Raw genomic sequence first — 24,613 nt, 5'->3', positions numbered from 1 at the left:
GGGTCAGGGGGTCTGGACGGCGCCGAACACGGCGTCGATGATCGTCTCGGGCGCGACCTCGTCGGCCGTGGCCTCGTAGTTGAGGATCATGCGATGGCGCAGCACGGAGTGCCGCAGGTGCTTGACGTCCTCGGGGATGACGTAGTCGCGACCGTGCAGCAGGGCGAGGGCACGGGCCGCCTGCATGAAGGCGATGCTCGCCCGCGGGCTGGCACCGAACTCGACGTAGTCGGCGAGGGTGGCCGGGATGTACTGCTGCGGGTGCCGGGTGACGTAGATGAGCTGCACGATGTAGTTGACGATCGACGCGTCGACGTAGACGCGCTTGGCCAGGTCTTGCAGGTAGACGACGTCGGCCAGGCCGACGCCGGCCGAGGGTGACGCGGCCTCGTCGTAGACGCCGCTCTCGATCCGCCGGATGATCTCTGCCTCTTCGGCCGGGGTCGGATAGTCGAGGATCTCTTTCAACAGGAAGCGGTCGAGCTGCGCCTCGGGCAACTGGTAGGTGCCCTCTTGCTCGATCGGGTTCTGCGTGGCCAGGACGAGGAAGGGCGAGGGCAGCCGGTACACCGTGCCACCGATGGTGGTCTGCCGCTCTTGCATCGCCTCGAGCATGGCGCTCTGGGTCTTGGCGCTCGACCGGTTGATCTCGTCGAGCAGGACGAAGTTCGAGTGGACGGGCCCGAGCTGGGTGACGAACGTGGACTTCTGGGCGTCGTAGATCTGCGTGCCCGTGATGTCGCTCGGCAGCAGGTCGGGCGTGCACTGGATGCGCCGGAAACTGGCGTCGATCGACTGCGCGATGGTCTGGGCGGCGGTCGTCTTGGCAAGCCCCGGGACGCTCTCGAGCAGGACGTGCCCGCCGGTGATCAGGGCGACGAGCAGGGTGTCACGGAGGGCGGTCTGACCCACGACCTTGCGGCCGAACGCCTCCGACACGGCCCCGACGATCTGCCGGGCCCGCTCGAGCTCGGCGGGCGTCACGGGGGCCGAGGCCGGCGGCGGGGTCTGGCTGGCGGTGGCGGTGTCGGTCACGCGCCCCACTGTAAACCAGTACCCCGACAGCGCCGTTGCCCACGGCCGCCGTGCCTCACCGCCGCAGCGCGCGCCTCGCCAGCCAGTTGCCGAGGAACTGGACGAGCTGCACCAGCACGATGATGAGCAGGACCGCGGCCCACGTGACGACCGGGTCGAACTGCCGGTAGCCGTAGAGCAGGGCGAAGTTGCCGAGCCCGCCGCCGCCGATGTACCCGGCCACCGCCGACATGTCGACCAGTGCGACGAAGATGAAGGTGTATCCGAGGACGAGCGGTCCGAGCGCCTCGGGCAGCAGCACCGTTCCGATGATGCGGGCCGGGCCGGCCCCCGCGGCTCGTGCGGCCTCGATGACGCCCGGCTGCACGGTGAGCAGGTTCTGCTCGACGATGCGCGAGATCGCGAACGACGCGGCGAGCGACAGGGTGAAGATGATGGCCGGGTTGCCGCTGCCCGACCCGATGACGAACCTCGCCAACGGCTGGGCCGCGGCCAAGAAGATGATGAACGGGATCGGTCGGAAGACGTTGACGACCACGTTCAGCACACCGTAGACGACGCGGTTCGCGAACAACGCCCCGCCCCGCGTCAGGTAGAGCGCCAGGCCGAGCACGAGCCCGCCGATGCCGCCGAAGAGCAGCGTCAGGGCGACGATGTAGACGGTCTCGACGGCGGCTTGCCACAGCATCGGCTGCAGTTCGATCAGGGAGTCCATGTCAGCGTCCTTCCGTGGGTGCGGCCGAGGCCGTCGGCGAGGGGGGCAGTTCGGTCGCGTTGTCGCCCAACTCGGCGACGGCCGCCCGGACGGCCGCGTCGTCACCGGTCACGGCGAGGGTCAGGGTGCCGAAGGTGCGCCCCTGGATGTCGTTCACGCCCCCGAAGACGATCTCGAAAGAGAGGCCGTGACGGGCGAGCAGCGCGAAGACGTCGCGCTGGTCGACGCCGCCCTCGGCGATGCGCACCGACACGAGGGTGCCGTCGTGCCGGGCCCGCAACGTCTCGAGCTCGTCGCCGTGCGGCGTGCCCGCGATGACGGTCGAGACGAACCGTTTGGTCGACGCCTGCTGCGGGTCGGAGAACACCTCGAAGGTGGGGCCGGTCTCGACGACGCGTCCGGAGTCCATCACGGCCACCCGGTCGGCGATCGACTTGATGACGTCCATCTCGTGGGTGATCACGACGATGGTGATTCCGAGCTCGGCGTTGACGCGCTTGAGCAGCGCGAGCACCTCGCTCGTCGTCTCGGGGTCGAGGGCACTCGTCGCCTCGTCGGCGAGCAGGATGCGGGGGTTCGTCGCGAGCGCGCGGGCGATGCCGACGCGCTGCTTCTGCCCACCCGAGAGCTGGTCCGGCCGCGCGTGGGCCTTGTCACCGAGGCCGACGAAGTGCAGCAGGTCGCTGATCCGCCGTTGGTGCTCGGACTTCGGCACGCCCGCTGCCTTGAGCGGGAACTCGACGTTGCCCCAGACCGTCTTCGACGAGAAGAGGTTGAACTGCTGGAAGATCATGCCGATGCCGGCCCGGACCCCCCTCAGGTCACGCTCACGAAGGCCCGTGATCTCGCGACCGTCGACGCGGATGCTCCCGCTCGTCGTGGGCTCGAGGGCGTTGACCAGGCGTACCAGGGTGCTCTTCCCCGCGCCCGAGTAGCCGATGATGCCGAAGATCTCGCCCTCGGCGATCTCGAGGCTGACGCCGTCGACCGCGGTCAGCGGTGGGGCGCCCTTCTCGCGGGGCGGGTACGTCTTGACGACGTCGGTCAGGGTGATGGCGGGCACGCGTTCTCCTCGGCACGGGCGGAGGCCCGGACCGCGAGCGGGTGCCTGCGCGCGGTCCGGGCCGGGGGTTGCGACCTGGTGGGGTCAGCCGTTCTGCTCGACGAGCTTCTCGGTCTCGGTCAGCGACTTCTCGAGGTCGCCCACGGGGATCTTCGTGATGATCGCCGTGCCGCCCGAGTTGTCGACCACGCCGTCGGTGACGGCCTTGGTGTCCTGGTAGATCTGGACGAGCTTTTGGTAGGTGGCGTTGTCCTTGTCCTCGGCGCGGGCGGCGAAGACGTTGGCGTAGGGCACCGACGAGGGGTCCTCGGGGTCGTCCTGGGCGATGACGTCGTCGGTCGACAGGCCGGCCTTGGTCGCGAAGTCGTTGTTGATGATCGCACCGGCGTAGTCGGGCAGCGACGTGGCGGCGAGGTCGGCGCTCACCGTGGCGACCTTGACCTTCGACTTCGACTCGTCGACGTCGTTGACGCCCGAGAAGATCGTCCCGCCGTCCTTCAGCGAGATCAGGCCGTTCGACTGCAGCACGAGCAGGGCGCGGGCCAGGTTGCTCGAGTCGTCGGGGATCGCGATGGTGTCGCCCTGCTGGAAGTCGCTCAGGTCGGTGTACTTCGACGAGTACAGCGGCAGAGGGTAGATCGCCGTCGAACCGATCGGCACGATGTCGTTGCCCGAGGCCACGTCGTACTGCGCGAGGTAGACGATGTGCTGGAACTGGTTCAGGTCGATCTCGCCGTCGGCGAGGGCCGGATTCGGCTGCTCGTAGTCCGAGTAGTCCACGAGGTCGACCGTGATGCCCTCGTCGGCCGCGGCCTGGACGAAGTCGGCCCAGTACGGGTCGCTCGCGCCGACGACGCCGATGCGGACGGTCTCGTCGTCGCCACCGCCACGGCTGACTCCGATCGCGATGCCGACGGCGGCGAGCACGACGACGACCGCGACGATGATGGCGATCAGTCGACCGGGGCCCTTCTTGGGGGCGTCGATCAGGGGGGCGCTGCTGGTCATGGGTTCCTCTCGGGGCGCTGCGGGAGCACCGCTCGGGGGTGGGCCGAGGCTGTCGCGGTGCGCACTCCATGCTGGCCGACGCCCCGGGGCGCGTCACATCGGGGCGTCACACGACGACACACGGTCAGGGCGGCCCCGGGCAGGGACGCGACCGCAGGCAGGAGGCGCGGTGCGAGGATTCTCGCACCGCCCCTCCTGAAGGGGTCGCGTCGCCCGCCGGGCGTGCCGGATCAGACGGTGACGACCTCGGGCGAGCCGAGCTCGCCGGGGGGCATCTCGGCGGCGAGGCGGTTGGCCTCGTCGATGAGCGTCTGGACGATCTCGGACTCGGGGACGGTCTTGATGACCTCGCCCTTGACGAAGATCTGCCCCTTGCCGTTGCCGGACGCGACGCCGAGGTCGGCCTCGCGGGCCTCGCCCGGGCCGTTGACGACACAGCCCATGACGGCGACGCGCAGAGGGACGGTCATGCCCTCGAGCCCCTCGGTGACGTCGTTGGCGAGCTTGTACACGTCGACCTGAGCGCGGCCGCAGCTGGGGCAGCTGACGATCTCGAGCTTGCGCTCGCGCAGGTTGAGCGACTGCAGGATCTGCAGACCGACCTTGACCTCTTGGGCGGGCGGAGCACTGAGGCTGACGCGGATGGTGTCGCCGATGCCCTCGCTCAGCAGGATGCCGAACGCCGTGGCCGACTTGATCGTGCCCTGAAATTCGGGCCCGGCCTCGGTGACGCCGAGGTGCAGCGGCCAGTCACCGCGCTCGGCGAGCTGACGGTAGGCCTTGACCATGACGATCGGGTCGTTGTGCTTGACCGAGATCTTGAAGTCGTGGAAGTCGTGCTCTTCGAACAGCGAGGCCTCCCACACGGCGGACTCGACGAGCGCCTCGGGCGTCGCCTTGCCGTACTTCTGCAGGATGCTGGGCTCGAGCGAGCCGGCGTTGACGCCGATGCGGATGGAGACGCCCGCGGCCTTCGCCGCGGCGGCGATCTTGCCCACCTGGTCGTCGAACTTGCGGATGTTGCCGGGGTTGACCCGGACGGCCGCGCAGCCGGCGTCGATCGCCTGGTACACGTAGTTGGGCTGGAAGTGGATGTCGGCGATGACCGGGATCTGGCTCTTCTTCGCGATGATCGGAAGGGCCTCGGCGTCGTCACGGCTCGGCACGGCCACGCGCACGATGTCGCAGCCGCTGGCCGTGAGCTCGGCGATCTGCTGCAGGGTGGCGTTGATGTTGGGGGTCGGAGTCGTGGTCATCGACTGCACGCTGACGGGGGCGTCGCCACCCACGAGCACCTTGCCGACCTTGATCTGCCGCGTCTTGCGACGCGGGGCGAGGACTTCGGGGACCTTCGGCATTCCGAGATTGACTGCTGGCACGGTGTCATCGTAAACCTCGGCGCTGGACGCCGCGTGACGGGCGGGTGACCGTCCGGTCACGCGACGTCCGTGACCTGACGTCAGCCGAAGAGGTCGATCGGGTTCACGATGTCGGCATAGGTCAACAGAACCGTCATGCCGCCGAGGAGGATGACGATCGCGAAGGTGACGGGGATGGCCTTGGCCGTGTCGACGGGGCCCGGGTCGGGTCGGCGGAAGAGCTTGGCGAAGCCGCGGCGGATCGCCTCGATCAAGGCGCCGGCCACGTGTCCGCCGTCGAGCGGCATCAGCGGCACCAGGTTGAACACGAACAGCGCGACGTTGAGGCTCGCGAGCAGACCGACGAGGGTGCTGATGCGGTCGACCACCGGGATGGTGTCGAGGCTCGCGATCTCGCCCGCCATGCGCCCGACGCCGACGACGCTGACGGGGCCGTTCGGGTCGCGCTCGGCCCCGCCGAAGGCGGCCTGCGCCACCCCGACGAGACGCTGGGGCAGCGTGACGATGACGCCGACCACGTGTGCGATGTTGTCGCCCACGGCCGGCAGCACGGCCGTCACGGGTTCACGCACCTTCTCGTAGGCGAAGCCGATGCCGACGAAGCCGACCTCCTGCGTCTGCGAGCTGCCGTCGGGGTTCGTCGCGACGGCCCCGCTCGACGTGGTCACGTACCGCTCGGACAGGGCCGGCGTCACCTGGAGCGTGCGCTCGGTGCCGTCGCGGTCGACCACGACGGCCAGGGTCTCGCCGGGAGAACGCTGCAGGATGCCCGTGATCTGGTCGCCGTCGGAGACGGTCGTGCCGTCGATCGACACGATGCGGTCGCCGTTGAGCATGCCCGCGGCGTAGGCGGGAGCCTCGGGTGCGTCGGACGGGCAGCTCGTCTCGGTCGACCCGGCGGGCAGGACGCAGGTGCTGACGCTGCCGACCGTGGTGCTCGCCTGCTGGACGCCGAAGCCGCAGAGCAGCACGGCGAACAGCACGATCGCGATGAGCAGGTTCATGAACGGGCCACCGAGCATGATGATCACGCGCTTGTACACGGGCAGGCGGTAGAAGGTCCGCGACTCGTCGCCCTCGTCGATCGTCTCGGCACTGGCGGTCCGGGCGTCCTGCACGAGGGTGTTGAAGAAGCCGGTGCTCGACTGGCGCGCGCCTCCCCCGGTCTTTCCGGGAGGGAACATCCCCGACATCGAGATGTAGCCGCCGAGCGGCAACGCCTTGACGCCGTACTCGGTCTCGCCCTTCTTGCGCGAGAAGACGGTCGGCCCGAAGCCGATCATGTACTGGCCGACCTTCACACCGAACTTCTTCGCCGGCACGAGGTGGCCCACCTCGTGCAGGGCGATCGACACGGCCAACCCGACGACCATGACCAGGACGCCGAGCACGAAGAGGAGGATCGTCTGCACCGGGCAAGGGTAGCCGCCCGTGGCCGGACGTCCACCGCGCCGACGCCATGACGACGCTGGGAGCCCCGAACTGGGGCGGCGGGCTCAGCGGGCCAGCAGCGCGTCCGCCTCGGCACGCGCCCAGCGCTCGGCGTCGAGCACGCCCTCGAGGCTGTTCTCGCCCGCGGTGTGCCGGTCGACGACCGCCTCGACCACGTCGAGGATGTCGAGATACCCGACGCGTCCCGCGTGGAACGCCAGGACGGCCTGCTCGTTCGCCGCGTTGAAGACGGCCGGATGGGTGCCCCCGGCCCGCCCGACCTGCTTCGCGAGCCGGACGGCCGGGAAGGCCCGCTCGTCGAGGGGCTCGAAGGTCCAGGTGGAGGCGCGGGTCCAGTCGAGCGGGACGCCCACGCCCTCGACGCGGTCGGGCCAGGCGAGTCCGAGCGAGATCGGCAGGCGCATGTCGGGGGGCGAGGCCTGGGCGATGGTCGAGCCGTCGACGAACTCGACCATGGAGTGGACGATCGACTGCGGGTGCACCGTGACGTCGATGTGGTCGTAGTCGACGTCGAACAGCAGGTGCGCCTCGATGACCTCGAGCCCCTTGTTGACGAGGGTCGACGAGTTCGTCGTGACGACCAGGCCCATGTCCCAGGTGGGATGCGCGAGCGCCTCGCGCGGCGTGACGTCGGCCAACGAGTCCCGCGTGCGGCCGCGGAACGGACCGCCCGACGCCGTCAGGACGAGCCGGCGCACCTCGCGATCGGAGCCCGACCTCAGGGCCTGCGCGATGGCCGAGTGCTCGGAGTCGACCGGCACGATCTGGCCGGGAGCGGCTCGCTCCTTCACGAGGTCGCCGCCGACGATCAGGCTCTCTTTGTTCGCCAGGGCGAGCGACGCACCCGAGTCGAGGGCGGCGAGGGTCGGCGCGAGGCCGACCGACCCCGTGATGCCGTTCAGGACGACGTCGGCGCGGACGTCGCGGACGAGTTGCACCGATTCGTCGGTGCCGAGGGCCGTGTGCTCGACACCGAACTCGGCCGCCTGGGCCGCCACGCCCTGACGGTCGGAGCCGGCGGAGAGGCCGACGACCTCGAAGAGGTCGGGATGGGCCCGGACGACGTCGAGGGCCTGGACCCCGATCGAACCGGTGGAGCCGAGGATCGTGATGCGTCGCATGGGGCCAGCCTAGGGCGACCGCCTCCGGGGCCGTCCGCCGCCGCGAGACGACCCGTGGTTCGGCGACCCTCGCCTGGGCGACCAGCGCCTAGGCGACGGCGAGGATGTCGATCACGAAGACGAGTGTGTCGGTGCCCCCGATGCCGGCCGACGGTTGACCGGCCTCGCCGTAGCCCTCGGCGGGCGGGATGATCACGACCACCTGCGAGCCGACCGTCTGACCGATCATGGCCTTGGCGAATCCGGGCACGACCTGGTCGGTCGAGAACGGCGTCGGCGTGCCCTTGCCCCAGCTCTGGTCGAAGACCTCGCCGGTGGTCCAGTTGACGCCCTGGTACTGGACGGTGACGTTCGCGGGGTCGGGGACGACAGGGCCGTCGCCCTTCTTGAGGACCTCGATCTGCAGGTCGGACGGCGGTTCGGTGCCGGGCGGGATCGTCACGGTCGGCTGACCGTCGTCGGCGAGCTCGACCTTCGGGAAGCCGTCCACCGGAGGCCGGGCCTCGCCCGTCGCCTTGGTCGGCACGATCGACACGACGTCGGCGACGATCACCACGGGCGTGGGCGTGGCGGCCTGCTCCCCCGCGGTCGCGGTCGTCATGTCGGCCGCCGAGGCGACGGTCACCGTGCGGCTACCCGAGGGCACGCAGGCGATCGCGTCGACGATGCCCGGCACGTAGTAGTCGGTGCTCACCGTGAGCTGCGTGGGCTGCTGGCCCTCGTCGAAACCGGCCGACGTGACCTCGGCCCCGGTCGTCGCGTCGTAGACGGCGATGCGGACGTTCGCCACCGCGCCCGGCCCGGCGACCTCGCCACTGCCCTCGATCAAGGTGGTGCGCTGGGTCGACGGGACCTCGAGCGGGGTGTCGAAGACGACCTCGGGCTTGCTCTCGACCTCGCCCGTGACGTCGACGCCGTCGGACAGCGCCCCCGACGTCGGCGCCTTGCAGTCGCCGGTCGCGCCGCTCGCCGTGGGAGACGGCTGGTCGGAACCACCCGTGCAACCGCTCAGCACGAGGGCGACGAGCGGAACGGCCGCCAGGGCGACGAGCCGTCCCCGACGGACACGGGTGGACGGACGAGGAGGCGCGGTGCGGGTCATCGAAGAGTCGTCTCGGGGGTCGACGGCGACGGCCGACTAGGAGACGGCGAGGATGTCGATGACGAAGACGAGCGTGTCGGTGCCCGAGATGCCCGCCTGCGGGGCGCCGGCCTCACCGTAGCCGTCGGCCGGCGGGATGACGACGACGGTCTGCGACCCGACGGTCTGCCCGACCATGCCGTCCGCGAAGCCGGTGATGACCTGGTCGGTCGAGAAGGTGGCCGGCGCACCGCGCGACCAGCTCTCGTCGAAGATCTCACCGGTGTTCCAGATGACGCCCTGGTACTGGACCGTGACGGTGTCGCCGGCCTGGACCGTGGGACCGTCGCCCTTGATCAGGGTCTCGACGCCGAGCTCGGTCGGCGCGTCGGCCTCGGGGACGGTCACCGTCGGACGGCCGTCGCCGTCGAGCTCGACGGTCGGGAAGCCGGCCTGCGGGGCCTGGGGCTCGCCCGAGGCCCGCAGCGGGACGTCCGAGGTCGACGACGCCGAGCTGGTCGACGTGGCGGTGTCGGACGATCCACCGGCGTCGCCGGCACAGGCCGCCAACGACAGGAGGAGGGCGGGGACGGCCAGGAGGGCGAGGGAGCGGCGCATGGGGATCTCTCGGTCGGAGTGACGGGGCTCGCGCCGTGGGACTCGGCGCGGCGAAGGTGCCGTGCCATTCTGCCTCACGCCCGGTCGGCTTCTCTGGACGCCGCCACCACGGTCGGCTCGTGCCCGACGGGGAAGGCGACGGACGCCGCGATGAAGCACTTGCGGCTCGCCTCGGCGTGCAGCTCGAGGGCGCGCTCGACCATGCCGTCGTCGGCGACGGTCACCCGGGGCCGCAGGGTGACCGACGTGAACCGTCCGCCGCCGTCCTGCGTCTGCGTCATGCGCCCCACGGCGGCGTCCTCGTAGGCGACCACGACCACGCCCGCGGTGGCGGCCACGTGCAGGTAGCTGAGGAGGTGGCACTGCGCCAGTGCGGCCAGCAGCAGCTCCTCGGGGTTCCACCGGTCGGCGTCGCCGTGGAAGGTGCGGTCGGCCGAGGCCAGGATGTCGTGCTGCTTGCCGGGGGCGACGATCGTGTTGTCCCGGCCGTACGAACGGTACGAGGTGGTGCCCTCGCCCCGGTCGCCCGTCCACTGGACGTCGACGGCGTAGTCGTGGTCGAGCATGCTGCCTCCCTCTCGGGCCCCTCGTCGGTGCGACGTGGTCGCGTGGCGGGCCTCGGTACACTCCCCATCATGACCGACCCCCGCCCCGCCGTGCCCTCCCGTCACCCTCTGACCGCCTCGGGCAGCGTCGAGCTGGCCGTGCTCGAACGCTCGGGCTGGGACGAGAGCCGTCACCTCGGTGCGGGCGTCGTCGTGGACGCCGACGGGCACGAACTGCGTCGGGTCGGGGACGCCGAGGCGACGATCTACCCGCGCTCCTGCCTCAAACCGCTGCAAGCGCTCACGGTGCTGCGGTCGGGAGTCTCGCTCGACGGCCCTCAGGCCGTGCTGGCGACGGCGAGCCACGCCGGTACGCGGGCCCACCTCGACGTGGTCGAGGCCCTGCTCGGCCGCTCGGGCAGCACCGAGGACGACCTCCTCTGCCCGCCGGACTGGCCCGGCGACCGGGCCAGCGCCCGTGAGGCCTCCGCGAAGCGCCGCCTCGCCATGAACTGCTCGGGCAAGCACGCCTCGTTCCTGCTGGCCTGCGCCGAGAACGGCTGGGACCCGTCGAGCTACGTCGCCACCGACCATCCCCTGCAGGCCGCCGTCCGCGAGACGGTCGCCGAGTTCACCGGCGAGACCGTCGACCACGCCGGTGTCGACGGCTGCGGCGCCCCGGTGATCGCGACCACCGTGGTCGGCCTGGCCCGGGCGATCGCCCGCATCACCGGGTCGGTCCGCCCGACCGGCGCGGGACGTGACGAGCACGCGGCGCACCTCGTGGAGGCCGTCCTCGGCGACGCCTGGGCGATCGACGGCCCCGGTCGCGCCAACACGGTGACGATCGACGAGCTCGGCGTGCTGGCCAAGCTGGGCGCCGAGGGCGTCATGGTGATGGGCACGACCGACGGCGTCGCCGTGGCCGTCAAGGTGCTCGACGGGAACGTGAGGGCCGGCACCCTGGTGGCGCTGCGCCTCCTGGTCGACGAGGGGGCCGTCGACTCGGCCGCCGCCGATCGTGTGATCGAGCGGACGCTCGAGAAGGTCACCGGAGGTGACGGTCTCGTGGGTCGCATCCGTCTCGGCAGCGGTCTCGACCGCTAGACCCGTCGAGCGGGGTCGTCGAACACCGACACGAAGGCGACCCGCAGGCTCTGCCGACACGGCCGGCCGTCCTTGAGGGTGACCGTGGCGTCGCCGTCCGGACCGATCACGACGACGGTGTCGACCGGCGGCGGTTCGGCCGCGGGCAGGTCCCCCACCGCGGGAACCGTGCCGACGAGCACGCAGTCGACGGCCTCGGCCGCCTGGGCCACCGAAGCCCCCGCGGACCGCAGCTGACGGCGGAGGCCCGATGCCACGGCCTCGGCCACGACAGGCGGTCCGACGACACGGACGGTCGACGAGAGGGGCACGCAGAGCGGTGCCTCGTCGAGGGTGGCCGCCTCGGCGCGGAGGCGCGCCAGTCGGGCGACGGCCGGGTCGGCCGCCTCGAGGTCGTCCTCGGGACGCCCCTCGAGCACCAGCCCGCTGGAGGCGCGACCCACCCCGAGCACCAGCACCCGGGTCGGACGACGTCCGGCGTCGGACGCACCGAACCGATCGGCCGTCGGGTACCAGTCGGCCAGTTCACGCGACCGTGCCGCTCGCAAGCGCGCGACGACCTCGTCGACCGCGTCGAGGGACTCCAGGAATCGCGATCGTTCGCGACGGGCCGAGAGGGTCGCCCCGACGACACGGTCGACGGCCCAGCCGACCAGGACCGCGAGAGCCGTGAGGACCGAGGACACGAGGACGGCGGGCAGGCCTGTCCAGGGGACGAGAGCACCGCACCCCGAGAGGACGGCACCCGTCGACATCGCCGCGACCGGCGCGGCCGTCGGACGGGGCCGGGCCGGTGCCGGTGGAAGTCGCACGCGCGGGGCGACGCGCGGGGACGTCAGGGGGGTCGAGGACGTGGCGGAGGTCGACAGCGTCCCGGGGTTCGAGGGGTCCATGCATCCAGTGGAGCGAACTGGTCGCCCCGATCGGTGCCCGCTGGACGGGGCCGGGGAACACCCGCCCACCCTGCCGGGTGGGGAGGAGCCGTCGGTCAGACGACGACGAAGAACTGCTCGCCGATCTCGACCCGGGTGCCACGCGTCACCCGCACCCGGACACCCGGATCGGCACGGCGGGGCGGGAGGTCACGAGGTCGGACGACCGTGCCGTTGCCCGACCACCGGTCGCTGACCCACAGGGTCCCCGCCTCTTGGCCGAACTCGAGATGCGTCTTCGACACGGATTTTCCGGGATCGACGATCCGGACGAGCTGATCGAACCGCTCCCCCGGTTGGGGCGTCGGTGCCCGACCGACGAGGCCCGTGCCGTCGACCGTGATGCTCTCACCCGTGCTGAACTGCAGGACGTACTGGGTGCCCAGGCAACCACGACGGACGATGCGGGTCTCGTCGACGTCGTCGTCGTCCACCGGCAGGTCGACGGGGGGACGACGAGGCCGCCAGGGCGGGGCCGAGGACGAGGTCGGGGCCGGGGGCACGTCGGCGACGATCGGCGTCGGCGTCACGGCCGGGCGCTCGGCCCGGAAGCCCGGGACGTGGTCGATCGGCGCAGGGGCCGGGCGTGCTGCCGCCTGATGCTGATCCTCGACGTCACCCTGTGCGGGGACGTCGCCTCGGGAGCCCGCATCACCCTGGTCGGTGCCGACGTCGTCTGTGCCGTCGTCGACGGTGCCGACGCCGCCGGTGGCGACGTCGTCGCTGTCGGCGTCGTCGGTGCCGGCGTCGTCGGCGCCTGATCCGGCGGACTCACCGTCCTCAAGGACGGGACCGCGGCGGAGGGCGGACCCGTCGTCCGGTCGCCATTCGGGCGGGAGCGGCACGACGGGCCCCGTGAACGACAGGGCGACCGACTGCACGACGGCACCGCATTCACCGCAGAAGATGTCGTCCTCGCCGATCGCCGCGCCGCAGTGCGTGCACCGTTCGGGCACGACGCCTGATCCGGGCCGGACGAGCGGCACGGGCTCGACGAGCGGCACGGGTTCGGGTCGACCGGACTCGATGGGAGCGGGCCGCGACGCACCGGGGTTCGACGGACGGAAGTCCCGGCCGAGAGCGGCCAACGGAGCGGTGTCTCCGTCCCGGGGCGCGTCGGCCGTCGGACGCACCAGAGGCGGGGGCCCCACGGGAGGCGTGGGCCGTTCGACCGGGGCCACCTCAGGCGTGGGGACGGATGCGGGAGCGGGCTCGCCGGACGACGCGGAGACCTCGAGGCCGTCGGCCCTTTCACGATCGTCGGCTTCAACCGGAGGGGCGCCCTCGTCGATGGCGGACGGCTCGACCTCGGCGAACCCGAGCTCGTCGTCCGGGCGGACCTCGGCCGCCTCGGAGGTCGGGTGCTCGGTGGCGGACGCTGCGCCGGGAGACGGTTCGTCCGACCCGACGGGCGTCAGGGACGCCGTCCAGAGCGGGGCCGACGTGGGGCGAGGTCCGTTGTCGGGGTGCTTGGCGGGCGATCGCAGCGGCGTGGGCGGTTCGACCGCATCAGGAGCCACTGTTCTGGGGGCGTCGACCTGACCGTCGCGAATCGCGGGAGCGTCGGGACGAGGGGGCCTCGGGGACCCCGCCTGCGCCTCCTCGGCGGGTGTTCGACGGTCGTCCTCGACCCTGCGCTCGACCGGTCGGTCGTCGACGGGCCACGCCGGGGGCTCGGGGACCGAAGCGGGCACCCCGGACCGGGGGTGGTCGGTGCTGGTCGACCCGACCTCGGCCGCGCCGGCGTCCGTCTGGCGATCGCGCACCCACCACGGTGGTTCCGCATCGCCGCGGCGGGGGTGCGACGTCGCCCGCGAGGGAGCCTCGGGAAGGTCGGGGGCGCTGGCGGCGTCGACGTGCTCGGCGGCGGCATCGGCCCGACGGCGGGCGGCCGCGAGGTCTGCGCTGGAGACCGCCCGACCGCACTCGCCACAGAACATCGCGCCGACGGGCAGGGGGCTGGCACAGGTGGGGCAGTACATCAGTCGTTCCTCTGTCGCTCGGGAGGGGTGCGCCCATGGTAACCACGCATGGATCGGAGCGAGACCGCCGCGGCGAAACGCTGCCGCCTCGTGAGCCCCACCCCGAGGGCCCGCCGCATCTCGGCGACGGCCGTCCAGACGCGGTCGGCGTCGGACTCGGCGGGCGGGTTCGGTGAGAACACCGCACGGTCCGCCACTCGGGCCAGCACCGCGGGGCGCGAACCACCGACCACGGCGGCGACCTCGCTCCGCGTCGCGGCCGGCGGGGTGCGGATGCCGTGGTCGACCACGGCGTCCTGGAATTCGTGCCAGCCGCCGCTGATGCGGGCGGAAGGACTCGTCGCCGTCCGGCGGCGGCGTCGCCTCCGCGACTTGAGGGCGACGATCGTCACGAACGGGGCCGCGAGCAGGCCGGCGACGAGGGCGCTCCAGCCGACGACGCGGACGATCGCCAGGACGACGGCCAACCAGGCCGGAGGGTCCTCGGGGTCGTCCTGCTCGGACTGCGGTGGGGTCTGGTCGTCGCGCATCTGAGGGTCCAGGGGCGGGGGCTGGACGACGGACTCGGGACGGGAGATCTGCGTGGGGTCCTGCACCTGGTCCTCGGGGATCGGCCGCTCGGCCGGATTCGGATCGAGCGCCACCCAGCCGTACTGGGCGGTGTCGACCTCGATCCAGGCCGACACGTTCGAGCCGGTGACCTCGACACTGCCACCATCGGCCTCCGGCGCGAATCCCATGACCACCCTCGCGGGGAACCCCAACTGATCGGCCATCAACGCGGCCGCCGTCGCGTACTGCTCGGCGTCGCCGATCATGACGGGGTCGGTGAAGAGCTGGGCGATGCGGTCCGCGCCGTGCCCCGATCGGCTGACGGGCTCGTCGGCGGTGACCCCGTGGCTCACGTAACCGTCCTCGCGCAGCGCACCCAGCGCCGCCCGGAGGCGCGCCCCCGGCCCCTCGACCCCGGCGACGTCCTCCTCGAGCGAGGACGACAGTTCGTCGGGCACGTCCCGCGGTGTCGGCACGGTCGCCGTACCCGGCGTGAGCGCGTCGAGTTCGTCGTCGCCGGGCTGCCGGGGCTCGACCGCGTCCAGCCGGTACGAGTCGCCCTGCCGGAGTCCGCCGAGGACGGCCGCGGTTCCCGTGACGTCGTTGTAGAAGAAGGCGTCCCGCCGGGCGTCCGCCGTGGCTCCGTCGAACGAGACGGACTCGAGCCGGCCGACGGTGGGGAGCCAGAGGTCGTCGTAGGCACCGACCGTGACGTCCACCGAGGTCGCGTCTCCGTCGACCTCGGATTGGTCGACCTCGGACGGCACCCGCGTGAAGAACCCGGAGGCGCTGTCGACCTCCCCGCTGCCGACGCTGTAGACGACACCGTCGTAGGTGTCGAGCGTGGCGACACGCAGTCGTTGTCCGTCACGGAGGCCTGAGACCGTGAGGAGCGTCTGGTCGACCATCGGCTCCTGTTCGTAGGCCCGGAAGCCACTGAGCGGGCTGACGTGGTCGCGCGGGTCGAACGGTTGCTCGACGACCGTGCGGGCCACCGTTCGCGACGTGGCCGGCGGGATCGCCGAAACGGCGACCGTGCCGGCCGTGGCGGCGACGACCAGCGTGACGAGCGTGCCGACCACGGCCCGGACCGCCACCGGGCGGTGCCCGGCCGATCTCGGGGCGGCGCGGGCGGAGAGGGCGTCGAGCGCGACGCGACGCCGACGGAGGCGCCACCAGACCACCCAGGCGACCACCGTCACGAGCACGGCGAGTCCGGTGGCGCGGGGCCACCAGGGGTCGCCCGGACCGAGCACGATCGCCGTGATCCACACGACGACCGGGACGACGACGGCGACTTCTCCGCGTCGGCTGCGGAGGGCGACGGAGATCCCGACGACCGTGCCGACGAGGACCAGCGCGAAGACCGGGACCAGCAAGGCCTCGTAGCTGCCCACCGGCAGGGCGATGGTCACGAGCTGTTTCCAGCCGAGAGCCGTCGCCGAGACCAGCGTCAGGAGGCCCCTGCCCGTGGGCAGCACGCCGACGAGGGCCTGAGACGGCACGGCCAGCGGCACTCCGAGCAGCAGGTACGCCACGACCGTGGCGACGAACACCCACACGCTCGACAGCCGGAGGACGGCCGAGCCGAGCGCGATGACCACACCGACGGCGAAGGCGACGAGGACGAGCACCACGAAGGCGGCACTTTCGTACACCGGCCAGAACGTCGCGGTCGCGGTGCCGAGCGAAGCCGCGAACAACGCCACGACGGAGGAGACGAACGGCGCCCGCAGTCGCGACGGCCGGGTGCGTGACCGGACGCGGGGAGGAGGTGTCACCGGCCCCACCGGCGTCCGGACCTCGTCGACGGCGGTCATGCGCTCGCCGTCCGGGCGAGCGACTTCTGCAGGTCCTCGAGGAAGCCGATGGTCAGCACGGTGAGATCGGCGATGCGCCTCATGCCGGGGACCGTCTCGGGGTCGCACACGATCGCGACCGCTTCGACCCCGAGCGGGAACTGCATGGCGGCAGCGCGCATCTCGGTGACGGTCGTCGTGGACCCGACGACGAGGAACGCCACCGAGATCCCCACGACCTGGTCGCCGGCGACCCGCGAGACGTCGGCGATGGCGAGGGCGGATTCGGCCGTGGTGACGACCGCGAGCTCGTCGAGCAACCGGTTGCGCGTCAGCGTGCTCAGCGAGCGGATCTCGAGGTTCTTGCGCTTGGCGAACTCGGGGGTGGTCTCGCCGACGACGACGCTGACCTCCCGGGCGTCTCGGATCGCGCGGGCCCCGAGGGAGCCCGCGACGCTGACGGCGAGCTCGAACTCGTCCTCGTTCGCGAAGTCGCCGGCCGCCAGGCTCAGGGCGATGACGAGGTGGCTGCGACGGCTCTCCTCGAACTGCCGCACCATGTAGGTGCCGGTCTTGGCGGTCGACTTCCAGTGGATGTTCCGTCGTTCGTCACCGGGTTGGTACTCGCGCAGGGCGTGGAACGAGATGTCGCTGGGCGAGAGGTCGCGCGTCGGGTTTCCCTCGAGGTCGCGGATGAGACCTGTGCTCGTGCTCGGGATGCCGATGGTGCGGGGATGGACGAACACCTCGGTGACGCCGGTCCACTCGATCTCGCGTCGGGCCAGGCCGACCGGATCGCCGCGGACGGTGCTGACCGGTCCGACGGCGACGACGCCCCGCCGCGTGGTGGGCAGGTCGAACGACTCGGTGACCTCGTCGCCCGACCGCAGGCTCGGCAGGTCGATCTCGGCGAGCCCCCGGCCGACGGGGACCTCGACGGACACGCCGAGGATTCGGCGGGCGCTCGCGTTCCGCACCCGCACGGTGCCGGCGGCCTCTGCGCCGACGGCCACCCGTTCGTGCGGGATCTCGAGGGTGATGCGGACGGAGTTCCGGCCGATCAGCGCCAGCCCCGCGACGAGCAGCAGGACGATCGCGGCGAAACCGACCACCACGAACTCGGTCCAGCCGAGCAGGTAGCCGACGAGCAGCGCCACCGGTGCGGCGACGAGCATCGACCACCCGAAGGGCGTGACGACCGAGGAGGCGCTGGTGAAGGCCCCGCGGACGCCCCGGCGAGCTCCACGGGTCGTCCTGACGAGCAGGACGAGGAGGTCCGCTCCGATGCCGGTGCGGTCGCCGACGATCCGTGTCCGGGCGTTCGTCAGCCCCTGCGTCCCCGTCGAGAACGCGGAGTCGAAGCGTTGGTCGACACCACGGGTGCCGCCCCGCGGTCGCGTGCGACCGGCGCGGGAGCCGTCCGCGGTCGACCCGGGCACGGGCCGGGCAGCCCGGTCGGTGCCTCGGGGACGCTCGCTCACACGGCTACCCGTTCGGCGGGTGGCGCCGTCTCGATGAGCAGCTGGCTGACGACGCTGGACGGCGTGACGCCGTCGAACTCCGCTTCGGGGTCGAGCACGAGCCGGTGGGCGAGCACGGGCTCGGCGAGCGACTTGACGTCGTCCGGGATCACGTAGTGGCGGCCGAGGGACGCCGCGTAGGTCTTGGCCGAGCGGACGAGGGCCAGTGCGCCGCGCACGCTCACGCCGAGGCGGACCTCTTGGGCGGTGCGCGTGCCGTCGACGAGTCGGGCGACGTAGTCGCTGATGGTGGGCTCGACGTGCACGGTTCGGGCGAGCTGGGCCATCTCGGTGATGACCCCCGCCTGGACGATCGGGTTGAGGCTGCCCTCGTGGACCCGCGTGGCCGAGCCCTCGAGGATGCGTACGGTGGCCGCGTGGTCGGGATAGCCGATCGAGGTCTTCATGATGAACCGGTCGAGCTGGGCCTCGGGAAGACGGTAGGTGCCGGCCTGTTCGACCGGGTTCTGCGTGGCGATCACCATGAACGGCGACCCCACGGGGTGGCTGACGCCGTCGACCGTCACACGGCTCTCTTCCATGACCTCGAGCAGTGCGGACTGCGTCTTGGGGCTGGCCCGGTTGATCTCGTCGGCGAGCACGATGTTGGAGAAGATCGGCCCACGGTGGAACTCGAACTCACCGGCCTTCTGGTCGTAGATGCTGACGCCGGTGATGTCGCCGGGGAGGAGGTCGGGCGTGAACTGGACCCGGTTGCTCGTGCCCTGGACGCTCTGGGCGATCGCGCGGGCGAGCGAGGTCTTGCCGGTCCCCGGGAAGTCCTCGAGCAGCAGGTGCCCCTCACTCAGCAGAGCCGTGAACGACAGTCGCACGACGAAGGTCTTGCCCAGGAGCACCTGGTCGACGTTGGCCACCAGGCGTCCGAAGATGTCGGAGAACCAGGTCGCCTGCTCGGGGGTCATGCTCATGTGTCTTCGTTCCTCGATGTGTCGTTCGTGGGCTCTAGCCGCAGGTGACTTGTGCGTAGCCGCTGTCGGTCTTTCCGTCGACCGTCCCGCGGATGCGGACCTCCGTCGCCGTCGGCTCGACCCGGGACGACGTCGTGTACTCGCCGTTCCCGTTACCCGACTGCCAGTTGTCGAGGATGACGGGCGACACATTGAATTCGACCGTCGCCGAGAAGTCGAGGCTACCGTTCGACGGCAGGTTGACCACGAGGGGTTCGCCGGGGACGCACGAGACGATGACCGGCCTGACGGTCACGGGCGTCGCGGCGTAGCGACCGGACGCCGTGCCGCAGAACGTCTCCGAGGCGTCCCGACAGCCTCGGACGTAGACCTCGAGTTCCGTGCCGTAGCCCCCGGAGGAGATGAAGCCGTCGGTCGCGACGGCCTGCCAACCCGTCTGCCCGTTCTGCGACCACTCGTACCGTGCGGCCGTGCCTGTCACCACGTCGGCCGCGGAGACCCTCACGTCGAAACGGCCTCCGCCGTTCTCATCCGTCGCCACGGTCGCGCGAGCAGCACCCGGGGCCTTGAGCGCCGTCGTACGACCTGAACCCGCGGAACAGAAGGTGCCGTTGTCCGCCTTCACGACGTACAGGTACGTGACCCCGTCCTCCGCGGACGAGTCCATCGCTCCCCCGCCGGCGAGGGGGACGGCGTCACCGGCGGTGTCGCAGGACACCGGCCCGTCCGAGTTCGCGATGCGGACCACCCGGTATGCGGGAGCCGATCCCCCGTTCGCGGTCGACGGCGTCCATGTGATCTGCACGCCACCGCTCACCGGGGTGGCGGTGACCTGGGGCACCCCGGGGCTCCCGACGGGGACGACTCGCGTCAGGGACGCCCGGGCCCATGCCGCCTCGCTGTCCACGTCGGCGTCGTTCTTCGCGTACACGTTCACCGTGTAGTTCTGGTTCGGCAGGAGCCCGGCGATCACGCTCTGTTGCGCCCCACGGCGAACGGTCTGAGATCCCGTCGTGGGCCCCGACCATTCGACGACGTACGACTGGATCGCGGATCCTGGGCGAGGGTCGGGCGAATCGGTCCAGGAGATCCGGGTGTCCCCCTGGCCCGACGACACCGCGGTCGCGCTGAGGCCGGTGGGTGCGGCGGGCACGTAGTCGGCGCTGTACGCCGGACTCGATGCCGACGAGGCGGAGTCTCCGATGGCATTGGTGGCGACGACCGAGAAGGAGAACCGCTGACCGGCAGGCAGGTCGGTCAGGGTGCACACGGTGGCCAGTCCGCAATTCCTGGAGTACGAACCGCCGGCCGAGCCGGTGCCGGTCAGACGGTAGCCGGTCAGGGGCGAGTTGTTGGCCGCGGGTGCCGTGTAGCTGAGGGTGAGCTCTCCCCCCGTGAAGGTGCCCGATCGGACCGGTGCGTTGGGGGCGTTCGGAACGTCCTGCACGCTGATCGTGACGGTGCCCCAGACGTAGCGGTCGGGGTCGTTCGTGACGTCGGCCACCTGGTACTGGAGGTTCGTGTCGCCCGGGGCTGCGGAGGCCGCGACCGAGACGGCGAGACTGCGGTTGTCACCACTCGGCGTGATGGAGACACCGGCCGGGACGGACGACCCGTTCAGCCCCCTGATGGCCACCACCCGGAGCGCCTGGCCGGGGAAGGGGTTCGTGGCCTGGTCGTTCTGCAGCACGTCGACCGTGGTCGACGCCCCGCGCTTGACGACGGCACGGTCGGCCGCCGGTTGGGCGAGGGGTCGGGTCGATCCCACCACGGACAGGGTGACGGCACCGCTCCGGCCCGGATTGAGTGCGTCGCTGACGGCGACGGGCAGCGACCTGCTCGTCCCCTTGGCGGCCCCCGCATCCGCCGACACCGTGAGCTTGGACCCCGACAGGTCGTAGCCGAAGCCCGCCACACCGCTCTGCTCGATCGAGTAGCTGAGCTCGTCGACGTCGTCCGGATACGGATACGTGGTGAGCCTGGTGAGGTCGAGTGTGCGGGACTGGCCCGGTTCGAGGTCGACCGAGACGCCGTTGAAGACGGGCGGTTGGTTCTCTCGCGACGTCACCGTGATGGGCAGCACGAGCGACGCCGTCCGTCCGTCCGGGTCGTCGGCCGAGCGGCCGTCGGTCACCTGGAACGAGATCGAGGCCGTGCCCGAGAACAGGTCGGCCGACGTGAAGCGGAGGGTCGTGTCGTCGACGACGAGATCGTCACCGTTCGAGTTCGTCGCCCGGACCGTTCCGGGGTCGGTCAGTCGGACGCCGTTGGTACCGGCCGAGATGACGTAACGGTCGAGGTCGATGGTGACGGCCTTCTCGCTCTCGACCGTGATCGGACGGACGGTCCGGTCGACCTGGGGAAGGGCGTCGTCGAACCCGGGCACGACGATGAACGCGTAGGCGCGGATGCCCGGGTCGTCCTTCCTCGAGACGGAGAACGGGACGATCTGGCTCGAGTCGGTGATGCGGACGGTCACGCGCGAGTTCGGCGTCACCTCGGCGGTCGAGCCGAAGCCCGGAGCCAGTCCGAGGTCGAGCTGGGACGTGCTGCCGTCGGAGAAGAACACGTTCGTCAGCGGGTTGACCGTCACGGTCTGCCGACCGGCGATGTCGCTGAGTCCGAGCACCGTGTCGTCGGCGAGAGGGTAGTTCAGCGGCGCATCCGGGTCGACCGTCACGGTGACGAAGGTCGAGCTCTGACCACCGCGTTCGTTCGACACGGTGTAGACGAGGCCGTACGTGCCCGGTGTCTCGGGGGGCGTCACCGACACCATCGTCCCCGAGACGACCTTGGCGACGACGCCGTCGCCGTTCGGCTCGACCGCGTCGACGGACAACGTGCCTCCGTCGGGGTCGGAGTCGTTGTCGAGCACCCGGACGGTGATGGAACCCCCTGGTCGCATGGTGACCGCGTCCGCGACGGCGATGGGGTTGCGCGACCCGTCGGCGCGGGTCGAGATGCCCACGCGGACCGTGCCGGTCGCCCGGGCCCCCAACCCGTCGACGACCGTGTACGTGAAGCTGTCGGTGCCCGCCGAGCTGGCGTTCGCCTGGTACTCGACGTAGTCGGTGCCGACCGTCGCCACGCTGCCCTTCTCGGGGTTCGTGCCCACCCCGAGCAGCTGGACCGAGTCGCCGTCGGGATCGATCCCGTCGAGGGGGACGCCGACGCGGACGGTCTCGCCGGCGACCACGCGCGCCGTCACCGACTGGGGCGAGGGGGCCGCGTTGCTGCCGGCGTCGACCTCGCGGACCGCGATGGCGACCTGGGCGGACGCCCGCTGTCCGTCCGGACCTTCGACGGTGTACGTCGCCGTGACGTTGCCCGGGGTGGAGGGGGCCAGGTACCGCAGACGGTTGCCCGACGCGAACAACAACCCGCTGCCGGCCGGGACGTCGCTCTCGAGTCGCGGCACCAGCGTGAGTTCGTCGCCGTCCGGCTGCTCGTCGTTCGCGAGGACGTCGATGTCGATCGAGTCCCCCACCCGGACGGTCACCTGGTCGTCGGTCGCGATCGGGGGCTGGGTGATCGCCCGGCGCGGGATCTCGACCACCGTCACCGTGCCGGTGGCCGAGGCGAGGCCGTTGCTGACGGTGTAGCCGAAGGTGACCGGCCCGTCGTCGAGCGGAGCCGCGAGCGTGATGCGGGCGTAGCGCTGGTCGAGGGTCTCGACCCTGACCCCCGACGAGGCGGGTACGGCGTCGGTCGCCGTGAGCATGAGGACGTTGTTGGCCGGGTCGCGATCCGTGGCCACGACGTCGAGCGTCTGCGTGCCCAGCGTCTCGACGAAAATCGTCTTGGGCGTCGTGATCGGAGGCGTGCCCGCGTCCGGAGGGGACTGGACGTCCACCCGTACCGTGCCGGTCGCCGTCTGGTCGCCGTCCGTCACGGTGTACTCGAGGAGATGGGTCCCCGGCGTGTCGCTGAGGAACCGGAACGTGCCCTGTTCGTAGTTCGGCGTGACGGTGACGTCGTCCTTCGCCGGGACGCTGTTGAGCTTGATCGTGCCCGTACCGCCCCGGGCGTAGGTCAGCGGTCTCACGGTCAGCTGCTGGCCCGCGTAGGCCTGTTGAGAGAACGGCAGGGCCTCGAGCGGGACCTGGCCCGCCCCCATCACATCGATCGAGAGCGTCCCTCGCCCCTCGTCACGGCCGTCCGAAACGGTCAACGGGACGTCCACGGTCGTGTCGCCCGCGCCGGCGTCCTGGTAGACGACGTCCCCCGACGGTTTGTACGACACCCCGGCCACCCCACCCGCCGAGGTCAGGTAGAAGGCGTCGCCGTCGGGATCGACCCAGTCGCCCAGGACCGAGGTGGTGACACGCCCCGACGACGACACCGACGCGGTCGTCCTGCGCGCCTGCTGCGGCGGCGAGTTCTCGGACGGCTGGCGCACGGTGACGGTGACCGTCGCACTCGCCTGCCCGCCCCGACCGTCCGAGATCGTGTAGTCGAACGTGAACGCGCCCGAGGCCGAGTCGGTGAGGGTGAGCAACACCTGCTGCCGGTCGTTGACGAGGTCGAGCCTGCCGACGGAGTCGTCGAGCGGGGACACGTCGTCGACCACGAGCGGGTCGCCGTTCGGGTCGTAGTCGTTGAGCAGGACGGGCACGGTGGTCGCACGACCCGGTCGCGCGCCGAACGCGTCGTCGACGGCGACCGGTGGTTTCTGATCGAGATCGAGCTCGGGCGGTTGCTCGTCGTCGTTCTCCTGCTGTTCCTCCTGGTCGCGGTCCTCTTGGAAGAGGTCGGACCAGTTGTCGATCAGCTGGCCGGAACGCTGCACGGCCCACGACCGCCCCGTCGCCGGGTCGTTCAGCACGACCCGACGCGCGTTGACGTCGAAGACGAGGTCCGCGCCTCCGGCGACCTGGTCGAGGTCGAGGACTCCCCCGCGGGCCGATGCGCAGTCGCTCCACGCCGAACCACCCGCCCAGGCGGCGAACCGGCAGTCGCCGACGACCACGGGTCGTGCGGGCTCGCCCTCGCGTCCGCCGACGACCTCGGTGACCCGCGACGAGTCGACCGCCACGGACAGGAGTCCGGTGGACGTGGCGACCAGGACCTCGTCGCCCGTGTCGGACCCGGCCTGCAGGGCGAGTCCGCCGGACGCCCGGTCGGACAGGTCGACCTGCCGTCCGTCGACGACGAGGGCCCCGGTGACGGCGTCGAGCACGGCCCAGTGGCTGCCCACGGAGGCCACCTGGTACCCGGCGGACGACGAGGCGGGCACGTCGTGCGTCTCGGTGACGTCGGGTGACACCGTGCCGTCGAAGAGCGACACCCGGCCGGTGTCGGTCGAGTAGGCGGCCACGGTCCCGTCGGCCGTGACGCTGGTGACCAGGCCCTTGCCGAGGCTGAGATCGGGGTCGACCTCGGTGCTGAACGACGACAGGTCGGAGAGCGGTTGGCTCCACACCTCGCCCGTGCCCTGCGAGACGACCAGCGCCCGGTCGCCCGCGATCGACACGTCGGGTGATTCCGGAGGCAGCGGGACGCTCTCGGCGACCTCGGCCGTCGCGGTGTCGACGACGCCGACCGTGGCGTTGCTGCGGTCCACGAGCAGGACGTCCTGCCCGCGCTGAGCCACCGAGAGGTCGGCACCGGTGCCGCGCACGGCGGAGTTGAGCTGCAGGACGTCGGTGTTCGCCCGGCCGATCGCAGATCGTTCGCCGTTGGCCACCCAGACGGTGCCGTCGGACAGGTCTACTCGCTGGGCCTCGTAGCCGTTGCTGGCCACGGCGATCGTCGTCACGAGCGTGGTCACCACGA

General features: G+C 71.3%; 17 protein-coding genes. 1 reads left to right on the top strand and 16 read right to left on the bottom strand.

The features are described 5' to 3' along the window. Positions 1–3: 3 nt before the first annotated feature. From IFT88_RS08480 to IFT88_RS08435, 10 genes are all read right to left on the bottom strand, one after another. On the bottom strand, positions 4–1,035 hold the full coding sequence (locus IFT88_RS08480; protein ID WP_192119978.1) for an AAA family ATPase: 1,032 nt from the start codon (positions 1,033–1,035) through the stop codon (positions 4–6). A 55-nt stretch (positions 1,036–1,090) separates the two neighbouring features. After that, positions 1,091–1,750, bottom strand: coding sequence for a methionine ABC transporter permease (locus IFT88_RS08475; protein ID WP_043596109.1), 660 nt, complete (start codon positions 1,748–1,750; stop codon positions 1,091–1,093). A gap of 1 nt (position 1,751) precedes the next feature. Continuing rightward, positions 1,752–2,813 (bottom strand): ATP-binding cassette domain-containing protein, encoded by a 1,062-nt coding sequence (locus tag IFT88_RS08470; protein ID WP_192119976.1) that lies wholly within the window; start codon positions 2,811–2,813, stop codon positions 1,752–1,754. A gap of 84 nt (positions 2,814–2,897) precedes the next feature. Then, positions 2,898–3,821 (bottom strand): MetQ/NlpA family ABC transporter substrate-binding protein, encoded by a 924-nt coding sequence (locus IFT88_RS08465; RefSeq protein WP_056226058.1) that lies wholly within the window; start codon positions 3,819–3,821, stop codon positions 2,898–2,900. A gap of 230 nt (positions 3,822–4,051) precedes the next feature. Next, positions 4,052–5,200: a flavodoxin-dependent (E)-4-hydroxy-3-methylbut-2-enyl-diphosphate synthase gene (gene ispG, locus IFT88_RS08460; RefSeq protein WP_192119974.1), complete on the bottom strand. Its 1,149-nt coding sequence runs from the start codon at positions 5,198–5,200 to the stop codon at positions 4,052–4,054. Between the two features lie 80 nt (positions 5,201–5,280). Beyond that, on the bottom strand, positions 5,281–6,612 hold the full coding sequence (locus IFT88_RS08455; protein ID WP_235472187.1) for a M50 family metallopeptidase: 1,332 nt from the start codon (positions 6,610–6,612) through the stop codon (positions 5,281–5,283). 84 nt (positions 6,613–6,696) lie between these two features. Further along, complete coding sequence (dxr, locus tag IFT88_RS08450; protein WP_137846965.1) at positions 6,697–7,773, bottom strand: 1-deoxy-D-xylulose-5-phosphate reductoisomerase; 1,077 nt, start codon at positions 7,771–7,773, stop codon at positions 6,697–6,699. Positions 7,774–7,861: 88 nt separating this feature from the next. After that, positions 7,862–8,875 carry an FKBP-type peptidyl-prolyl cis-trans isomerase gene (locus tag IFT88_RS08445; RefSeq protein WP_192119972.1) on the bottom strand — a complete coding sequence of 338 codons (1,014 nt, stop codon included), beginning with the start codon at positions 8,873–8,875 and terminating at the stop codon, positions 7,862–7,864. 36 nt (positions 8,876–8,911) lie between these two features. Next, positions 8,912–9,472, bottom strand: coding sequence for an FKBP-type peptidyl-prolyl cis-trans isomerase (locus IFT88_RS08440; RefSeq protein WP_192119970.1), 561 nt, complete (start codon positions 9,470–9,472; stop codon positions 8,912–8,914). A gap of 74 nt (positions 9,473–9,546) precedes the next feature. Continuing rightward, positions 9,547–10,038, bottom strand: a complete 492-nt coding sequence (locus IFT88_RS08435; protein ID WP_056226848.1) for an OsmC family protein — start codon at positions 10,036–10,038, stop codon at positions 9,547–9,549. 69 nt (positions 10,039–10,107) lie between these two features. Here IFT88_RS08435 and IFT88_RS08430 point away from each other — a divergent pair, with 69 nt between their 5' ends. Next, positions 10,108–11,124 (top strand): asparaginase, encoded by a 1,017-nt coding sequence (locus IFT88_RS08430; RefSeq protein WP_043594528.1) that lies wholly within the window; start codon positions 10,108–10,110, stop codon positions 11,122–11,124. Here the strand turns inward: IFT88_RS08430 and IFT88_RS08425 are convergent. The 6 genes from IFT88_RS08425 to IFT88_RS08400 all read right to left on the bottom strand — a co-directional run bounded on the left by IFT88_RS08425 (position 11,121) and on the right by IFT88_RS08400 (position 24,611). Next, complete coding sequence (locus IFT88_RS08425; RefSeq protein ID WP_192119968.1) at positions 11,121–12,017, bottom strand: hypothetical protein; 897 nt, start codon at positions 12,015–12,017, stop codon at positions 11,121–11,123. The genes IFT88_RS08430 and IFT88_RS08425 overlap by 4 nt on opposite strands. Before the next feature lie 95 nt (positions 12,018–12,112). After that, positions 12,113–14,038, bottom strand: a complete 1,926-nt coding sequence (locus IFT88_RS17380; RefSeq protein ID WP_192119966.1) for a zinc-ribbon domain-containing protein — start codon at positions 14,036–14,038, stop codon at positions 12,113–12,115. After that, entirely contained in the window at positions 14,038–16,410 is a 2,373-nt protein-coding gene (locus IFT88_RS08415; RefSeq protein ID WP_192119964.1) for a transglutaminase-like domain-containing protein, read from the bottom strand. Before IFT88_RS08415 ends, IFT88_RS17380 begins: the two co-directional genes overlap by 1 nt. Then, positions 16,407–17,870, bottom strand: coding sequence for a DUF58 domain-containing protein (locus IFT88_RS08410; protein ID WP_235472185.1), 1,464 nt, complete (start codon positions 17,868–17,870; stop codon positions 16,407–16,409). The genes IFT88_RS08415 and IFT88_RS08410 overlap by 4 nt, the downstream gene beginning before the upstream one ends. Then, a complete protein-coding gene (locus IFT88_RS08405; RefSeq protein WP_043594523.1) occupies positions 17,867–18,838 on the bottom strand; it encodes an AAA family ATPase in 972 nt (323 codons plus the stop codon). Before IFT88_RS08405 ends, IFT88_RS08410 begins: the two co-directional genes overlap by 4 nt. A 34-nt stretch (positions 18,839–18,872) precedes the next feature. Next, on the bottom strand, positions 18,873–24,611 hold the full coding sequence (locus IFT88_RS08400) for an Ig-like domain-containing protein (protein ID WP_192119962.1): 5,739 nt from the start codon (positions 24,609–24,611) through the stop codon (positions 18,873–18,875). Positions 24,612–24,613: the final 2 nt, after the last annotated feature.

The sequence above is a fragment of the Frigoribacterium sp. CFBP 8751 genome, assembly GCF_014841545.1.
In the GTDB taxonomy this organism is placed as follows: domain Bacteria; phylum Actinomycetota; class Actinomycetes; order Actinomycetales; family Microbacteriaceae; genus Frigoribacterium.
Note: the sequence above shows the minus strand (reverse complement) of the source record. Positions and strands in the feature narration are given on the sequence as shown.

Bases quoted from the DNA above. Each gene is read 5' to 3' on its own strand.
- IFT88_RS08475 (WP_043596109.1), bottom strand. From the start codon at position 1,750: ATGGACTCCCTGATCGAACTGCAGCCGATGCTGTGGCAAGCCGCCGTC.
- IFT88_RS08465 (WP_056226058.1), bottom strand. From the start codon at position 3,821: ATGACCAGCAGCGCCCCCCTGATCGACGCCCCCAAGAAGGGCCCCGGT.
- dxr (WP_137846965.1), bottom strand. From the start codon at position 7,773: ATGCGACGCATCACGATCCTCGGCTCCACCGGTTCGATCGGGGTCCAG.
- IFT88_RS08445 (WP_192119972.1), bottom strand. From the start codon at position 8,875: ATGACCCGCACCGCGCCTCCTCGTCCGTCCACCCGTGTCCGTCGGGGA.
- IFT88_RS08440 (WP_192119970.1), bottom strand. From the start codon at position 9,472: ATGCGCCGCTCCCTCGCCCTCCTGGCCGTCCCCGCCCTCCTCCTGTCG.
- IFT88_RS08435 (WP_056226848.1), bottom strand. From the start codon at position 10,038: ATGCTCGACCACGACTACGCCGTCGACGTCCAGTGGACGGGCGACCGG.
- IFT88_RS08430 (WP_043594528.1), top strand. From the start codon at position 10,108: ATGACCGACCCCCGCCCCGCCGTGCCCTCCCGTCACCCTCTGACCGCC.
- IFT88_RS08425 (WP_192119968.1), bottom strand. From the start codon at position 12,017: ATGGACCCCTCGAACCCCGGGACGCTGTCGACCTCCGCCACGTCCTCG.
- IFT88_RS17380 (WP_192119966.1), bottom strand. From the start codon at position 14,038: ATGTACTGCCCCACCTGTGCCAGCCCCCTGCCCGTCGGCGCGATGTTC.
- IFT88_RS08415 (WP_192119964.1), bottom strand. From the start codon at position 16,410: ATGACCGCCGTCGACGAGGTCCGGACGCCGGTGGGGCCGGTGACACCT.
- IFT88_RS08405 (WP_043594523.1), bottom strand. From the start codon at position 18,838: ATGAGCATGACCCCCGAGCAGGCGACCTGGTTCTCCGACATCTTCGGA.